The organism is Streptomyces sp. NPDC058664 (assembly GCF_042716635.1).
In the GTDB taxonomy this organism is placed as follows: Bacteria; Actinomycetota; Actinomycetes; order Streptomycetales; family Streptomycetaceae; genus Streptomyces.
Window position 1 is genome coordinate 1 of sequence record NZ_JBHXRW010000098.1, and the last position, 15,897, is coordinate 15,897.

Below are 15,897 nucleotides of genomic sequence, written 5' to 3' on the forward strand. Positions count from 1 at the left end.
CGTCCCCGCACACCGCTGAAGCACCGGGAGGGGGCATGCGGCGTAGACCGCCCAGAACCAGGAGGACGGCCTCCTGGCGTTTCGCGCCCTCATCGCCCTTCCCGGCCTCCATCGTCCTCGCTGTCGGTCCAGGCGGCCCGCCCGTTGAACCGGTGCGCCGGTGCTGCGACAGGGCCGGGCCACGGTGTTGAGCGTCATCTCACCGTGGCCCGGCCGCCCTGCTTTGCCGAGCGCCTGTTCATCGCGCGAGGTCAGGGCGCCTCTGACCACCAACTTCAGCAGATCGCTGTCGAGAGACTGATGGAGGTACTTCCAGCAGCTCGGCACCCGCGCCGGGAGCCTGGAGGGCGTACACATGCTCGACGTCCAGAACATCGAGTTCGGCCTCTGACGGCAGTAGAAAGTGTGTCTGGTAGTCAACTCCTTTGATTGAGCAGCTCAATTGGCCAGGGAAATGCTGAGGCCGCCAGCATCGGCTGCTTCACGCGAGTCCGATAAAAGCGGCCTGGTCTTGAGAGCGCTGTGGGTGGCGTAGTGTGGTGTCTACCGACGCGGGGTGGAGCAGCTCGGTAGCTCGCTGGGCTCATAACCCAGAGGTCGCAGGTTCAAATCCTGTCCCCGCTACTGAAGTGACATGAGGCCCGGATCCTGTGGATCCGGGCCTCATGCGTGCTGTTGCTGGCGAGCGCCTGCCTCTGTAGCTGCGGCTGAGGGCCGCACGGCGTGGTGCCAAGGTCAGCCGAGCGTCACGGGTTCCTCGGCTTGTACGCCATGATCCGGTCTGCCGGTTGTCTGCTTCCTTCGACAACGCACTCGTCACGATGCAGGCGAGGCCCTCGGGCAGACCGGCCAGGTCGGGATCTTGCGACATCACACGGAAGGCGACCGTGTCCGGGGCCCCGGTCCCGAACGGGTGGCGGCCGGTTACGACGTAGGCGACAAGCGCGCCCCAGGCGAAGACGTCGGATTCTGGGCCGATGTCGCCGGTGCGGTACTGCTGGGGCTGATTCAACCCGGGGCCCCGGTCAGCATGCCGGTACAGGTCACCGAGGTCCCGTCGAGGGCGTGCACGGTACCGAAGTCGAGCAGGCGCGGACCGCTGGGGGAGAGGATGACGTTGCCCGGCTTGATGTCACGGTGGATCACGCTGGCCTTGTGGACCGACGCCAGGCGTCGGCGGTGCCGGCGGCCAGTGCGTGCAGTGTCACGCCCTGGAGAGGGCCGTGTGCGGATATGTGCTGCTGGAGCGTGGGGCCGGTACGTAGGGCGTGGCGAGCCACGGATGCTCAGCATCACAGTCCGCCGCCACCACCGGCACGAGACACGGTCCGCTCACCCTGCTCGTCAGGCAACCTCACGTCGAAACCAGGACCGGAACTCCTCGTCGCCGGTCTGAGCGGGATGGACGACCTTCACTGCCAAGACGATTACCGCCGGCGTCCAAGGCGGCATGGACGGTACCCATCCCTTCGACACCCAGGCGGCCCACTATCCGGCACGGGCCGACACGAGCCGGGCCGCCAGGAAGTGCGGGAAGGATGTGGGCAGTCACGTGAGTTCCCTCTCAGACCGGGCATCTGGCGATGGGGCCTACGTGCTGGCCTTGAGCGGAGAAGTCTCACCCCCGCTCCCGCCGTCGGTGCGGGCCGCGGACCTGCCCAACAGGAGACCCTGTTGCGGCAATTAAGGCGCGGCTGTCCACCTGACGCGTGCTTTCGCTTGCACCTTTCCAGACCGGCCAGCGGTACGCCTACGGGGCCACTGGTGTGCGGGGCCTGTCAGGTGGTGGCCTGGAGAACCACAGGACGATTCCGGTCTGCGGCAAGTAGCATCCGGCCACAACACCCATCCCCCATAAGGAGTGTGGATTACATGGCTAGTGAGCCGGTCAACACCTCGATCCAAACCAAGTACGCGGAGCAGCTCGTTGCTGATCTCGCCGCCAACCAGGCCGAGCAGGCCACTCTCACCGTTCGGCTGAGTCGGCTTCAGCAGGAGGCAAAGTGGCTCACCACGACACTGGAGTCCCTGCCGACGGCCACCGAGGGCGAACCGGCGGCAGCCGCCGAGCCGGTGAGCAGTACCGCTCCGGACGGCACCGGTGCGCAGGAGGCGGCCGTGCCGCAGCCGAGGGTGGAGAAGCCCGCGGGCACTGCTTCGGTGAAGAACACGCCAGCGAAGAAGGCCACCGCGGCCAAGCGCGCCACCAAGAAGGCGTCCACCGAGAAGGCTCCAGCGGCACAGAAGGCTGCAGCGGCACAGAAGGCTGCAGCCGGAAAGGCGTCGGCGGCCAAGAAGACGGCCGTCAAGAAGACAGCAGCGGCCAAGAAGACTGTGAAGCCCGCAGCCCCCACGCTCGGTGAACTCCTCAAGGAGCTCCTCGCCCAGCAGCCTGGTGAGCCGAAGAAGGTCAGCGAGATCGGTGCCGAGCTGAAGGCGGCCCACCCCGAGCGCGCGACGTCTGATCAGGTCGTCCGCAACACCCTGGAGAGGCTGGTAGCAAAGGACGGTCTGGAGAGGGACGCACGGCAGGGCGTCGTGCTCTACACCTGGCCCATGGCCCAGTCCTCTGCCCCTGCTGCCGTCGCGGAGCAGGCGAAGGACGAGGACCCCGCCGAGACGGCCTTGGCCGGAGCCTGAGCAGCGTGGCCGCAGGGGACTACCGCAGGCGTGAGCGCCGAGGTGGCCGGGCAGCAGCAGGAAGCCGATCAAAAGCTGCCCCCCTGCGGCTGCGTAGCCGATTGGCACTCGCCCACCTGAGCATTGCCGAACTACGGGCCAAGGACTGGCTGGCAAGGGCGTCCAAGGCCGCGGCCAGTTTCACCGCCGGAAACAGATTCGCCATCCTCGCGGCGAGATCTTTCGGTCCCTGGCGGAGCTGAACGTTCCTCATTCGACTCCAAGGAGCGGCCCCTGTTGGAAGAACGCATCTTGAAACCGGGCTGTGTTTGGTGGGATGGGTGGCCGAGCCGCTCCAGCAGCTGCCTGGAGTGTTTCTAGCCTATGAGGCCCAACCGGAGATCGTGCTCAGCAAGAGCCGGCCCGGCCGCCGAGAGTCTCCGGCAGACGCAGTGTGCCCGTCCGGCACCGGGCCGACGAGGCCCTGAGCCGTTCAAGAGGCGGCCTGACCTGCAAGATCCATATGGCAGGTCAGGGTGGTTGACCCGACCCACCCCTTGCCTTCGTCACCACTCCCGGCCAGTGAAGTGATGCCCCACAGCGGGCCCCGTACTGGAACAGATTCGGGTGCCGTGGCCCGCCGGAGGACACCCGCGTACGACTCGCTCGACAGCTCGCACGACGGCGGACGCCCGGGGTCGTGGCAGAACAACCGCCGCTTTCCGGGCCGGTGCAGAGCCCAGGCGCACTCGGGGCAGGTGCGCGGGAAGCAGGGCTGGGCCCTGTGGATCTGGACCCATTCCAGGCCGTGCCCGAGGGTGGGAAGGATGGCATCGAGACAGCCAAGGCCGGGACACAACGCGGTGAAAGGCATGAATCGCATCTCCCGACGAACCGGCACATGCACGGCGCGTCTGACAGGACAACAGATGCCAAGGCACCACTGACAGAGGACCGCGTACGGTGCGTCGGTCAGGGCGTTTTGACGCCGGACCTGGCCGATGATCCCGTCCGCCTCTGCAGGCCATGGACGCGGAAGCGGCCCCCTCTCGTTCCTCTGTCCCCATTACGCCCATACCGGCGCCACCTCCGCTCCCGCTTTCGGGCGCAGCGCGGCGAGCGGCAAGCGGCGAGCGCCGGCCCTTCCCGACCGGCGGAGCTCCTCCCCGCCGACCTCGGAGTGCGTGTCGACGTCGGCGGCGCGGTGGAGCGGGACATCGACCGCTCCGGCCCGCGCTGTGCCGAACTGGGGCTCGACCCAGTTTGCCGCCCGGATTCAGCCGAGTTGGACCATCCAGTCGAACTCCACCCGCCTCACCCACCGGCGGGCTGCAGCTTGTTCGGGGCGGTGTGTCCGCGGCGACAAGATCGGCCAGATCCTTCCGCCCCCAGACCTGATGTCATCTCCGGTCCCACGAGGATTACTGGCCACGCCATCTGAGCCGTGAGCTCTGGCACCACCACAACGGACAGGGGGACGAACGGACACCGACCACTCCAGGAAGACAGGACCGCACCGAACCATCCAGAGCGCCCCGACCCCTCAGCACTCCCGCCCCTGGCACATCAAGATCCCCGACAGACTCGCTCATCGAGTGCGAGCGAGTCGTTCAGCGTATCCAGGACGCGCCGTGCTCAGATGAGGCGGCGCAGCGAACGGCACAGGGAAAGGTTGCAGGAATGTCCGAGGACACCATGAGGGCGATGGCGTACGAAACCTATGGTGGGACGGAGGTGCTCCGCGAGACCAGGTTGCCGCTGCCGAAGGTCGCTCCTGGAGAGGTCCTTGTCAAGGTCCGGTGCGCCGCGGTCAACCCGGTCGACTGGAAGATCATGGCGGGCGGTCTCGACAGCCTGATGGACGTCGTCTATCCGGCGGTCCCGGGCTGGGACGTCAGCGGCACTGTCGAGAGGGTCGGCATCGACGTACCCGAGTTCGCACCCGGCGATGAGGTAATGGCCTACGCCCGTAAAGACTACGTGCACGGGGGCACCTTCGCGGAGTACGTCAGCGTGCCCGTACGCGCCCTCGCCGCCAAGCCCGCCTCATTGAACTGGGCACAGGCCGCCGGACTGCCGCTGGCCGGCCTGACCGCTCACCAGCTCCTCTCGCGTCTGGGTACGACCGCCGACGACACTGTCCTCGTGCACGGCGCGGCCGGCGGTGTCGGGTCCTTCGGCGTCCAGCTCGCCCGGGCGCTGGGCGCGCGGGTCATCGGTACCGCCTCCCCGCGCAACCACGATCGGTTGCGCGGGCTCGGCTGTGAGCCCGTCACTTACGGGGACGGGCTGGCCGAACGCGTCCGCGCATTGGCTCCGGACGGAGTCACCGTCGTCGCCGACTTCGTGGGCGGAGTCCTCGAGACCACCTTGGCCGTCTTGGCCGAGGGCGGGCGGCATGCTTCCGTCGCCGACCACACCGTGCTCGGTGCGGGCGGTCAGTGGATGTGGGTCAGGCCGGCCGGCGAGGACCTCGCAGCTCTGGGCCAGCTCTCGGACGAAGGCCAGCTCACGGTCGATGTCGCTGCGACGTTCCCGCTCTCCGAACTCGGAGCGGCCTTCGCTCTCAGCCAGGAAGGCCATACCCCAGGGAAGATTGTCATCGAAATCTGAAGCCGGCCCGACGGCCCGGGCGGACAGCGCCCGGGCCATCGGGCCGGTGCAAGCCCACATGGCCCTGGTCTTCCTCACCGTCCACGCGCAGCGGGCTGGTCGGTGGGCCGAGCTCCGACCGGGAGTACCTGCCACCTGCTCAAGCGTGCCGCTTCGAGTAGGCGTATCCGTGAAGCTTCTCCTTGATCGTGGACACCTGGAGACTGGGACGTGAGGCTCCAGAGGAAGTAGTGCCCTAGGGGAAACAAGTGCACGAAGCGGTATTTGGAGGAGCACAAGCAGGATTCCATCGCGTTCGTTCGCTCCTCCGGTAGGGCTTTGACCGAGGTTGCCCGGGAGCTCGGCGTCAGCCCGGAGGGTCTGCGTAACTGGGTCCGGCGCGAGCAGGCCGACCGCGGCGAAGGCACCGCCGGCAAGCTGACCGGTGCCGAGCGTGAGGAACTGAAGCGCTTGCGCAGGCAGAACCGCGAACAGCAGCAGACGATCGAGATCCTAAAAAGCGACCGCCTTCTTCGTAAAGGAGAGCGACCGGTGAGCGACTTGTATCGGTTCATCCACGCGGAGAAGGCCAACCACCCTGTCATCTTGCTATGCCGGCGATGAAAGTCGCCCGTTCCTCCTCCTACGCCTGGCGTGACAGCGAAGCTGCCCGCTGAGCCTGACAGTTGACCGACGATGCGCTCGCGCACGAGACCACGTGCCGCACATCGCCTCCCGCAAGGCCTACGGCGTCCCACGGATCCACGCCGAACTGTGGCGATTGGGGCGGCGCGGGAACTGCAAGCGCATCGCCCGAGTGATGCGCGAACGCGACATCCGCGGTGTCACCCGCCGCAAGCGGCGCTCGCTGACACGGGCGGACGAGAAGGTCCGGCCAGCCCCGGGCCTGATCGGCTGCGACTTCCACGCCGATACTCCCGGCACCAAGCTGGCCGGCGACATCACCTACCTGCCCACCGCCGAGGGCTGGCTCTACTCGCCTGCTGGCTGAATCTGGCCACCTGCAAGGTCGTCGGTTACGCGATGGCCGGCCGTCACTATGCTTCCTCGTCGTGGACACCCTGGAGGTACCCACGGCCGGGCCCGCTATCTGCCCCGGATGTGTCATACACGGTGATCGTGGCAGCGAGTACGCCTCAGTCGAATTATGCGACAAAATAGGGGAGTTGAGCCTGCGGTAAAGCTGCAGACGCACCGGATCATGCTTCGACAACGCCGCTGCGGAAAGCTTCTGGGCGCTACTCAAGGAAAAGATCGGTACCCGCCTCTGGCCCAACCGGACCACCGCCCGCGCCGAGGTCTTCGACTTCACCGAGGTCTTCTACAACCGCCGCCGCCTGCGCAAGCACAAGGTCTTCGGCTACCTCACCCCAGCCGAGACTAGGCCGTGTTTTAGGTAGCGCGGGCGGCCAGCCACTTGGTGAGGTCGCCCGCGATCTGGTTGATGCTGGTCTCGATGGCGACGTCGTGCTCGCGTCGGCTGGTGTCGCGCCGGACGATCTCGTAGCCGCCCTCGTCCAGCACCGCGACGGAGGCGAACCAGGCGGGATCGTCGTCGTCGGGCTGGATGACAACGAAGGTGTTGTCCGTGCCGTTCAAGTCGCTGATCAGCATGAACAAGGCGTCCTCGGACGGGTCGTCGATGTGGTCACCGTTCTCGCTGTCCGCGCAGTAGTAGTCGGCGGCCACAGGTCCTCCCCATGTGCTGGTCGAATCGGTGGCCAGCATCGCACGACCGTGACCGGCGGGCGGATCACAGCCACTGATGGATCGCCGCGACCTGGACGGCCGCCTCGAACCGGACCGCGAGCTTGTCATAGCGAGTGGCGACCGCCCGGTGCTGCTTGAGGCGGCTGATCCCGCATTCGACGGCGTGCCGGGCCTTGTAGTCCTGCGAGTCGAAGGCGGGCGGGCGACCGCCAGTCCCGCCGCGGCGCTTGCGGTTGCGGACCTGGTCGGCCGGCTCGGGGATCGTGCACCTGATCCCGCGTCTGCGCAGGTAGGCGCGGTTCGCGCGGGAGGAGTACGCCTTGTCGCCCCGCACTCGCAGCGGTCGGTTTCGGGGCCGGCCCGGACCGGTCCTGGGCACCCGGATCGCGTTCAGGACCGGCTCGAACTGCGGGCTGTCACCCCGCTGCCCGGCGGTGACCAGTAAAGACAACGGCTTCTGGCCCTGCTCACACGCCAGATGGATCTTCGTGGTGAACCCGCCCCGCGACCTGCCCAGCCCGTGGTCGTCCGGCTCGGTGACAACCCCGCCAGGCGGTTCCTTCTGCCCGGCGCCGTCCCGGCGGGCACCGGCTGCGTGCTGGTGAGCCCGGCAGACCGTGGAGTCGACGTTGACCTCCCAGCCGATCAGCCCGGCCGCGTCCGCCCTCGCCTGCAACAACGTCAGCAACCGAGCCCACACACCCCTGCCGCTGCCAGCGCCGGAACAGCCCATACACGGTCTGCCAGGGCCCGTACTCAGATGGCAGATCACGCCACGGAACCCCCGTCCGCACCCGCCACCGCACACCGTCCACCAGCCGCCGCCGACCCGGCGACCTGCGACTCACCCCCGCCGCAGGCAACAACGTCTCCAGCACCGACCACTGCTCATCGGAAAGATCCCCACGCCCCACACCGTGATCATTACCGCGCGAGGCGCGAACTGGAACCCGACTTAAAACACGGCCTAGGCAGCGGCATCAGCACGCCCTCGTTGCGCAGACACCGAGTGTCCAAGGCCACGGGGAAACTTCAGCCACTATCCGCGCAGGTACGTGGGTGCCTCTGGTCATACGCAGGGGAGGTTGTGGCCATCAGTGGGCCGATAAATGGCCGCCTACGGAGAGTAGCGACTGGCTGCTGTCAGTAGACGAGTCCAGATTCCCGACTGGGTCGGGATGAGTACCACATGTTCATATGAGTACTGATTACTCATACCGAAACTGCATGGCGCATATAGCCTTAACGTGAAATCCCATTCGATGGGGACATCGCAAGGCCGGTCTCTGAATCGAGCTCGCTGATTTCCTGGCTATGAGCAGGTTAGTCAGTTTGCTCGACTGGTTGCGTAAGCCCCTTTGAGTGATGATCCTCGAAATCGATTATTTTGGAGGCTCTGTGATGGATAACATGGACCTGAATATCACGGTGGATGCCGAGCTCGAGCCCGGAATGGGTGCAAGTTCGTACGTCTACGAGGGGGGAAAGCCGGTACTCGCGAGCAAGGAAGAAGGCGCAGCCGGCAAGGACTGGATTGATAACTGATTCGGTCATCACGGGTGCGCGTTCTCGGCTCACAGCATGGGATCCGGCCAGACCAGTAGGCGGATTCGGCAGGCGCTGACTCCATGACCACTCTTATTCCTGGTATGCCTATACCGAGGCGTCAAGGGATATGTCATGGGTTTGCCTCGCGGATCCGGAGACGGTGCTGCGAAACAAGCTGAGGCGAGACCGCCAGCAAGCAGATAAAGCTCCTGGCAGCAGATGATCTTAGCAAAGACTCCTCTGCCAGGAGCTTTATCAATTGTGCGACTACGACTCGGTGCCTTTTCAACCTAGGCTGCCAGTGCCTGCGCACAAGTAGGGAGATGTTCGGCGTGAAGGTTCTCCTGGTCAATGCTCCATGGGCGGAGCTCGAGCGCCCTTCACTGGCTCTTGGAATCCTGAGAAAGTGCGTGGAAAAGGCCGCTTCGGGGGCGGTTGTCGACGTGCAAAACCTGAACCTCGACTACGTGGACTGGATCACGCAGCGAGTAGCTTTTGAGCTGCGGGACTACAATTTCATCTCCATTGACGGGTATTTCCAGGGGTATGGGGACTGGATCTTCTCATCGGCTCTGTACGATGACCCGCTCTGGAGGGTAGAGGAATTCCGCGATTTGCATTCCGAGTCGTTTTCGGAGTCAAAGCTCGCCATGATTATAAAAATGCATGCTCTGTCCGCCGAATTCGCTGACGAGGTGGCCCGGAAGATCGTCGACAGACGCCCGGATGTGGTCGGCTTCACGTCGACTTTCCAGCAGAACACGGCCGCACTCAGCATTGCTAAGCGTATCAAGTCCCTAAGCCCGAATAGCCGCATAGTATTCGGGGGAGCCAACTGTGATGGTGTGCAGGGCGCCGCGTTGCATCGAAATTTTCCGTTCGTCGACTTCGTGGTACGTGGTGAGGGCGAGCGCGTCTTTCCGGAACTTATCGGTCGGCTGGCCGATCACAAATCCGATTTCGCTGATGTTGACGGCTTGTGCTGGAAGGACGACAACGGCGTCCATCAAGTTAACCAAATGGCTGCTCGGCCGCTCGCTGCTGATGCGATTGAGGAACCCGAGTTCGGCGACTTTTATGAGCGACTGCAGGCTTCAGTCGCAGCTCGCTGGGTTGACCCGAAGTTGGTTGTCGAGGGTGCGCGGGGATGCTGGTGGGGAGAGAAACACCACTGCACCTTTTGCGGACTCAACGGCACATTCATGGAATTTCGAAGCAAATCCCCCGACAGGCTCCTCCACTGGATGGTTGCACTGGCCGAGCGCTACCGGATCCTTGACTTCATCGCGGTCGATAACATCTTGGATTCCGGGTACTTTCGCACCCTGCTACCAGATCTAGCCGAGGCTGGATACGACATCAGGATGCACTGCGAGGTCAAGTCTAATCTAACGATCCAGCAGCTCAGAATATTGCGTGATGCAGGCATCATGAGTGTACAGCCGGGCATCGAGAGCCTTTCCACGCACGTCCTGCGACTGATGGACAAGGGGGTTTCCGGTTGCCAGAATGTCCGCGTCCTACGGGACGCCGCATCCGTGGGCTTGACGGTGAACTGGAACTACTTGTATGGCTTCCCCGGTGAAACCAGCAGCGACTACATTGACGTAATCCGGCAGTTTCCAGCTCTGCACCACCTACCGCCCGTAGCGAGTCCCTTCATACGGATCTCGCTGGAACGGTTCAGCCCCTACTTCGATCAGCCGAATCTCGGGTTCAAGGAGCGCAGCCCGGACCAGCAATACGGGCTCATCTACGATCTCCCCCCGGATCAACTCTCCGACCTAGCGTATTTGTTCCGCAGCGAGGAGCAGGGGATCGGAGGCGAAGTGGAACAGCTGCTGGGCCGGTCGCTGGCCAAATGGCAAGCCGCACATCCCACCAGCCGCCTCGATTTTTGGGATGCCGGGCAGGAAATCATCTTGGAGAGCAAGCGTGAGCAATTCGATTGGTCCGTGCTCCGCTTGGAAGATCCGGTCGAGATAGCGGCTTTCCGCTTGCTCGACCAACCACGAACCGCGTCCTCGCTAGCTACGAAGCTCCAGACGCTGGTTCCTGGGCAAGAGGAAGTCAACGTCAGCCAGCTGCTCGACGGGTGGATCAAGCTCGGCCTCGTGTATACGGACTCCGGACGGTATGTACACGTCGCAACTGAGCGCGACCACCAGGCCGGTGCCCTGGAAGGAGTCAGAGCACCCCGCACAGCGAACTGGAAAACTGATGCTGCCTTGACCCTATGGCGTACTCGCCCACAGGCGTATGCGGGGTGGCTCAGGGACTCGGAAGTGCCGCGTCGTTCGGTTCAGAGTGCAGAAGACTGGTATCGCGATGGCGTCCACCTCGTCAGATTTTCTCACCCGGTGGACCTCGTCGGGGGAGACACCGCCCAAAATGTCGCAAGCCTGTGCCTGATCAGGGAACTCACCGGACAAGGGATCGCCATCGAGTGGACCCTGAACGCGAACGAACAGTTCCAGTGGCGAGACCTGGACCATCTGCATCCGCCGACTCACATCGACGGTATCGCCGATGCTCAAGCTGTCCGGCAACAGTGGACGGATGATTTTCATCTATGTCGGCTCTTTTACCGCCGAGGACCCGGGTTCGTCCAGATCCGGGACCACCGATTCGACGGGCTCCGCCGCCTCACCCTGCCGGGTCAGGAAGCAATGGACCTCGTAGCTCGCCTCGAAGACGGTGCGCAGATTGACAGCCTTCCCGATCGCCTCGTGGCCAGCCTTGCCGAAGCCCGACTAATCGGCACAGTCGGGGACCTCGTCTGGTGGCTGCCGTACCGCGTTCAGCGTTGGCCGACTCCAGCCATGAGCGTTTGATGCGCCCATGTCCTGAGGGAATAAAACGAGTGCAGCCAGGGGTAGATAAAAAGGCTACAAGTATTCCCCGCACTCGAACCGATATCGCACTAGAGAGTGGGGCGAAATTGCAACCGATACTCTCGCAAGCCGAATGATATCGATCTCTGGAGATTTGCATGAGCCTCTCGCCTGAAAACCAGCCCCATCTACTGGTCCTCGCCTCGGTGGGTGCACAGAACGCCCGCCGAATAGCCCCGAGCCTTACAGGTCTATGTCGAACCACCTGGTTGTTCCTCGAAGGCGTTGACAGGAATTCTGTGCGCCCTATTGAACCACTGCCCCAGGGTATTGGGCGGATGTGCCCGGTGGCGTCCGATCGGGAAGCGCTGGAACTGGCGCTGGAGATCCATGCAGCCGATCCATTTGATGGGCTCATGCTTTTTACCGAATATTCGCTTCGATTGGCTGCCGAGATCGCAGAAAAGACCGGAATTAGATTTAATTCAACAGCGACTGTGGAGCGTCTGTTGAATAAATTCCTGCAACGTGAGACTCTCTCTGCGGCCGGCATTCTTGGCCCGAGGTACCATGCCGTGCATTCTGCAGAGGATCTCGACGAAGCCGCTCGACATGTTGGTTTTCCCGCCATTCTCAAGCCGGTTCGGGGCGACGGCAGTTGGTTGGTGCGAGAGGTCAATTCAGTGGCGGAGCTTTCGGAGGTGTGGTCGACTGTAGTCGCCTTCGCTGCCGAGGCGCCCAAGAGTGATCGGATTAACCTTACCGCCGGAACCGATCAACCATTCATGATCCTTGAACAGTTGGTCGTCGGTAGTCGTTGGCACCAAGATGAAAGGTACGGCGACTATGTGACCGTGGAATCTTCCGTCTATCGTGGTGAGATTCGGCACCTAGTGATCTCGGACAAATTCCCCCTCGATACATCCTTTCGTCAGCGCGGTAGCCTTCAGCCCTCAGTGTTGCCTGTTCAGCGGCAAATGGAACTGTGTGAAACCGCTTCGGCAGCAATTTCCGCCTTGAACATAACAGAGGGCATGGTGAACACTGAGTTGAAACTCACGTCGGAAGGGGCTCGAATCATCGAGGTGAACGGACGGGCTGGTGGAGGAATTCAAAAACTGCTGGTCAATGGCGCAGATTATGACATATTCTCTGAATATGCGTACGCCGCTCTTGGGATACGCCCTATGGCCCTTCCTCAGTATAAGCGTCACGCGGCGATGCTATGCCCTTGTTTGGAATTGGAATCGACTCATAATCCCTTCCGCGTAACGCTTCAGCAGGGCTACCAGGAGCAGAAGGGTGTAGAAAGCGTCATCATCCCGGATCCAATACCTGGACGCAACCATGCGATGGTTAGCTTCGTGACCGGAGATAACGCTGAATCCCTTCACGAGCACTGGCAGGACCTCCAGAAGGCACTCATTGTCAAGCCGGCGTGACTACTGAGGCCCTCGTTCGCAATAGGACCCTTTCCGTCGAGGCCTGAGCCTGCGGGATCGCCAAGCCTTTGCAGGGCAGCATGATCTTGTGAACCCGCCGGTCATCAAAGGTGTGACTGGAGAGGCCGAAGCTCCGCCGGTATGAGCGAATCGCCAAGCCGCTTGCCACTAACAGAGTTTCAGTAAGGTTTCTCTATGAATGTCATCGACAAGGGTTCGCTGAGGGCAAGAGCGTCTCGGTGATGGCGCTGATCGGGGCTGAATCGACCTTCCCTCGTAGGGCGGAGTCCTGACCAGAGGGGATGTTGGGTTCATGGCAGGGAAGAGACGCTCGTACGATGCAGAGTTCTGCGCGGGCGCGGTGCAGATGACCGAGACCGGGAAGCCGGCAGCGGAGCCCGCGCGGAACCCGGGGCACCCGAGAACTCACCGGCTCCATGCCGACACACCCGGACGGCGCACGCCGGCAGGAGCGAGTGCATGACAGAAACAACGAGCCGACCCGGGGCGCCGCAGGACGCGAAGATGCCATTCGCGCCTTCAGCCGCACGCCCGTGCCTAGGGTTCCGCCGTGGCTGACCCCCAACCCTACGGGCCCGACCAGCAGAAACGACACCTCCGGCGTTTGCAGGCTGCGTGTGCCCTACGCGCCTTGGCCACCGGTCTCACTGCACCATACCTATTCATCTACCTCACCCAGGTACGGCACATCGACACCGCCGTGGCCACCGCCCTGTTCACCATCCAGGCACTATCCGCCCTGGGTACACTCCCGCTCGCCGGACGGTGGGTGGACACCCACGGTAGATACCACCTTCTGGCGTTTACCGGCATAGGTGTCGCCGCTGTAGCCACCGCAACCTTCCCCTTTACCACCACCACACAAGCCACCCTGACCATGGCCGCCCTGCTGAGCATAGGCCTCGCCGGATCACAACCCGCCCAATCCATCATGCTGGCGCGATGCACCAGCACACAGAACCGCTCGCGCGCCTACGCCACCCAGTTCTGGCTGAACAACCTTGGCATCGGAGCCGGCGTCCTGACCGGCGGGCTGATCGCCGACCCCGCACATCCGGCCACCTTCACCCTGCTCTTCAGCCTCAACGCAGCCCTGCTTCTGCTCCTTGCCGTGATTCTGACCACCGTCCAACCGCCCTCCATCGCTACCGGCCGGATGCGTGAAAGACTTCCCAGTCCGAGCTTCCGCTTCCTCCTGCGACACCGCGCGATCAGACACACTCTGCTACTCAGTGCGATCATCAGTTTCACCTGCTACGGCCAGTTCGAGTCCGGCCTGGTCGCCTACGCCACCGAGATCCACCACATATCGCCCGGTACCCTGGGCGCCGCAATGACGGCTAACACCGCCATGATCGGCCTCGGCCAGCTCAAGATCGTCAAGCTCGTGGAACGATACCGGCGCAACCATGTGCTCGCCCTTGTAGGCGCCGTCTGGTTGTTAGCTTGGATCGTCGTCTGGGTGGGAGGTCTGCTCCACCGCGATCGACTGCTCGCGGCGACGAGCATCGTCATTGCCTACGCGCTGCTAGGGGTTGGTGAAATGCTGCTCTCGCCCGCGATGGGCCCTCTTCCGGTCGAGCTAGCCCCTGCCCAACTATTGGGTCGCTGTACTGTCGCTTTTGCCATGGTCGGACGGCTCGCGGCTGCGGCCGGGCCCGCGTTCGCCGGAGTATTGATCGGGGCACGGCTGTACGGGCTGTACCTAGTCGCGCTCGTCGGGTGCACCGTGCTGATCGTCTTGCTCGGCTGGCGGTTGCACCACCGGCTTACTCCGGCGCAAAACCGTATGACGACCACCACACCCGCCACCCGGTGACGGCCAGGTCACCCCAGTTGGAAGCACGGTCAGGTCGAAGGGGAACCCTCTTCGGTGGCATGGCCGTCCGCCTGGTCGGATCGCCGGAGGGGTCGCTCACAGACACACCGTTGCACTGGGGCTTCCGCTTCCGCCGGAGATCTGAGGCTGATCCTCTGGAGTGGACACCCTGACAATGGATCTTGATGGTCCAGGGAGGATGCCCAGGTGGGACGCAAGTCTCCGTATCCGGAGGAGTTCAGAAAGGACGCGGTCGCGCTCTACCGTGCCGCGGGCGGGAAGCGGGACGTACGCGGCGGTGGCCGCGGATCTCGGCATCACCGCGGAGTCACTTCCGGATGTGGGTGCGCAAGGACGCGGCCCAGGCAGCGCCAGGGCCGCGACGGCAGCGTGGGCGCGGCGGAGGAACTGGCCCGGTTGCAGGCGGAGAACGCCAGGCTACTCAAGGCCGCGCAGGAGTGGCGCCTCGAACGTGAGATTTTACGCCGGGCTGCTACCTATTTCGCCCGGGAGGTGAAGTGAGCCCCCGCCGCTGGGACTTCAACTCCAACAATCGCGCCGACTTCGGAGTCAAGCGGATCTGCCAGGTGCTCGGGGCGTCCCGCGCCGGCTACTACCGGTATCTGGCCACCGAGCAGGCCCGCGTCGAGCGCCGGGCCGAGGGAAAGCGGACCGTGGCAGATATCCGCGCCATCCACGCTGAGCACCATGGAGCCTACGGCGCCCCGCGCGCCCATGCCCGTGGACACCGGATCAACCGCAAGCGTGTGACCCGGCTGATGCGGGTCAACCGCATCGTCGGCCGGCACCTGCGGAAGAAGAAGCGGACGACGATCGCCGACGGGACGACGCCGCCCGTGCCGGACCTGGGGATGCGCGACTTCACCGCGGACACCTTGAACACCCAAATGGTGCGGCGACATCACCTACATAGCCGTCGGCACGACGTGGCTCTACCTCGCCGCGGTGACCGACATCTGCTCGAGGAGGGTGGTGGGCCGGCAATCGCCGACCACATGTGCACCTCGCTGGTCACCGACGCGATCGAGATGGCCGTGGCCGCCCGCGGCGTCCGGGTTCACAGCGCCGTTTTCCACACTACTGAGGTTGAACTCGTGGTGTCGTAGGGGCTGACGAGCGGCAGTCCCCTGCGGTATCACCGGGGCATGCGGTATCCACAAGGGGGCGGGCTGACCGCCGAACGGCAGCAGTTCCGCGAGGGGGTACGGCTGAAGGCGGCCGAGCGGTTCGCCCGAGGCGAGGCGAGTTCTGTGATCGCCAAGGACCTGCG

The 15,897-nt window shown here is 63.9% G+C and carries 11 protein-coding genes, 1 tRNA gene and 2 pseudogenes; 11 read left to right on the forward strand and 3 right to left on the reverse strand.

The genetic code is table 11. The features are described from left to right. Nucleotides 1-550 precede the first annotated feature (550 nt). Nucleotides 551-624, forward strand: a tRNA-Met gene (locus ACFWUY_RS38615). 384 nt (nucleotides 625-1,008) lie between these two features. Here the strand turns inward: ACFWUY_RS38615 and ACFWUY_RS38620 are convergent. Beyond that, nucleotides 1,009-1,293 (reverse strand): phosphotransferase, encoded by a 285-nt coding sequence (locus tag ACFWUY_RS38620; RefSeq protein ID WP_384121110.1) that lies wholly within the window; start codon nucleotides 1,291-1,293, stop codon nucleotides 1,009-1,011. 579 nt (nucleotides 1,294-1,872) lie between these two features. Between ACFWUY_RS38620 and ACFWUY_RS38625 the strand changes: the two genes are divergently transcribed. From ACFWUY_RS38625 to ACFWUY_RS38645, 5 genes and pseudogenes are all read left to right on the forward strand, one after another. Further along, nucleotides 1,873-2,640 carry a hypothetical protein gene (locus ACFWUY_RS38625; protein ID WP_384121111.1) on the forward strand — a complete coding sequence of 256 codons (768 nt, stop codon included), beginning with the start codon at nucleotides 1,873-1,875 and terminating at the stop codon, nucleotides 2,638-2,640. 382 nt (nucleotides 2,641-3,022) lie between these two features. After that, nucleotides 3,023-3,279: pseudogene (locus ACFWUY_RS38630) on the forward strand (IS5/IS1182 family transposase); the annotation flags it as partial. A 1,035-nt stretch (nucleotides 3,280-4,314) separates the two neighbouring features. Beyond that, a complete protein-coding gene (locus ACFWUY_RS38635) occupies nucleotides 4,315-5,232 on the forward strand; it encodes an NADP-dependent oxidoreductase (protein WP_384121133.1) in 918 nt (305 codons plus the stop codon). Nucleotides 5,233-5,496: 264 nt separating this feature from the next. Further along, complete coding sequence (locus ACFWUY_RS38640) at nucleotides 5,497-5,835, forward strand: transposase (RefSeq protein WP_384121113.1); 339 nt, start codon at nucleotides 5,497-5,499, stop codon at nucleotides 5,833-5,835. Between the two features lie 94 nt (nucleotides 5,836-5,929). Further along, nucleotides 5,930-6,223 (forward strand): IS3 family transposase, encoded by a 294-nt coding sequence (locus ACFWUY_RS38645; protein ID WP_384121116.1) that lies wholly within the window; start codon nucleotides 5,930-5,932, stop codon nucleotides 6,221-6,223. 401 nt (nucleotides 6,224-6,624) lie between these two features. Here ACFWUY_RS38645 and ACFWUY_RS38650 read toward each other — a convergent pair whose 3' ends face one another. Continuing rightward, nucleotides 6,625-6,960 (reverse strand): hypothetical protein, encoded by a 336-nt coding sequence (locus ACFWUY_RS38650; RefSeq protein WP_384121118.1) that lies wholly within the window; start codon nucleotides 6,958-6,960, stop codon nucleotides 6,625-6,627. 25 nt (nucleotides 6,961-6,985) lie between these two features. Next, a protein-coding gene (locus ACFWUY_RS38655) for an IS5 family transposase (RefSeq protein ID WP_384121120.1) occupies nucleotides 6,986-7,856 on the reverse strand; the annotation gives its coding sequence in 2 pieces (ribosomal slippage) (nucleotides 6,986-7,654 and nucleotides 7,656-7,856; 870 coding nt in all). A gap of 451 nt (nucleotides 7,857-8,307) precedes the next feature. Between ACFWUY_RS38655 and ACFWUY_RS38660 the strand changes: the two genes are divergently transcribed. From ACFWUY_RS38660 to ACFWUY_RS38680, 5 genes and pseudogenes are all read left to right on the forward strand, one after another. Next, nucleotides 8,308-8,487: a hypothetical protein gene (locus ACFWUY_RS38660; protein ID WP_384121122.1), complete on the forward strand. Its 180-nt coding sequence runs from the start codon at nucleotides 8,308-8,310 to the stop codon at nucleotides 8,485-8,487. Between the two features lie 335 nt (nucleotides 8,488-8,822). Further along, nucleotides 8,823-11,324, forward strand: coding sequence for a RiPP maturation radical SAM C-methyltransferase (locus tag ACFWUY_RS38665; RefSeq protein WP_384121124.1), 2,502 nt, complete (start codon nucleotides 8,823-8,825; stop codon nucleotides 11,322-11,324). Between the two features lie 158 nt (nucleotides 11,325-11,482). Continuing rightward, nucleotides 11,483-12,766, forward strand: a complete 1,284-nt coding sequence (locus tag ACFWUY_RS38670; RefSeq protein ID WP_384121127.1) for an acetyl-CoA carboxylase biotin carboxylase subunit family protein — start codon at nucleotides 11,483-11,485, stop codon at nucleotides 12,764-12,766. 652 nt (nucleotides 12,767-13,418) lie between these two features. Next, entirely contained in the window at nucleotides 13,419-14,606 is a 1,188-nt protein-coding gene (locus ACFWUY_RS38675) for an MFS transporter (RefSeq protein ID WP_384121130.1), read from the forward strand. 207 nt (nucleotides 14,607-14,813) lie between these two features. Next, nucleotides 14,814-15,706: pseudogene (locus ACFWUY_RS38680) on the forward strand (IS3 family transposase); the annotation flags it as partial. Nucleotides 15,707-15,897 lie beyond the last annotated feature (191 nt).

Coding starts and splice junctions, on each gene's coding strand:
- ACFWUY_RS38620 (WP_384121110.1), bottom strand. CDS start 1,293: ATGCTGAGCATCCGTGGCTCGCCACGCCCTACGTACCGGCCCCACGCT.
- ACFWUY_RS38625 (WP_384121111.1), top strand. CDS start 1,873: ATGGCTAGTGAGCCGGTCAACACCTCGATCCAAACCAAGTACGCGGAG.
- ACFWUY_RS38635 (WP_384121133.1), top strand. CDS start 4,315: ATGAGGGCGATGGCGTACGAAACCTATGGTGGGACGGAGGTGCTCCGC.
- ACFWUY_RS38650 (WP_384121118.1), bottom strand. CDS start 6,960: ATGCTGGCCACCGATTCGACCAGCACATGGGGAGGACCTGTGGCCGCC.
- ACFWUY_RS38660 (WP_384121122.1), top strand. CDS start 8,308: ATGATCCTCGAAATCGATTATTTTGGAGGCTCTGTGATGGATAACATG.
- ACFWUY_RS38670 (WP_384121127.1), top strand. CDS start 11,483: ATGAGCCTCTCGCCTGAAAACCAGCCCCATCTACTGGTCCTCGCCTCG.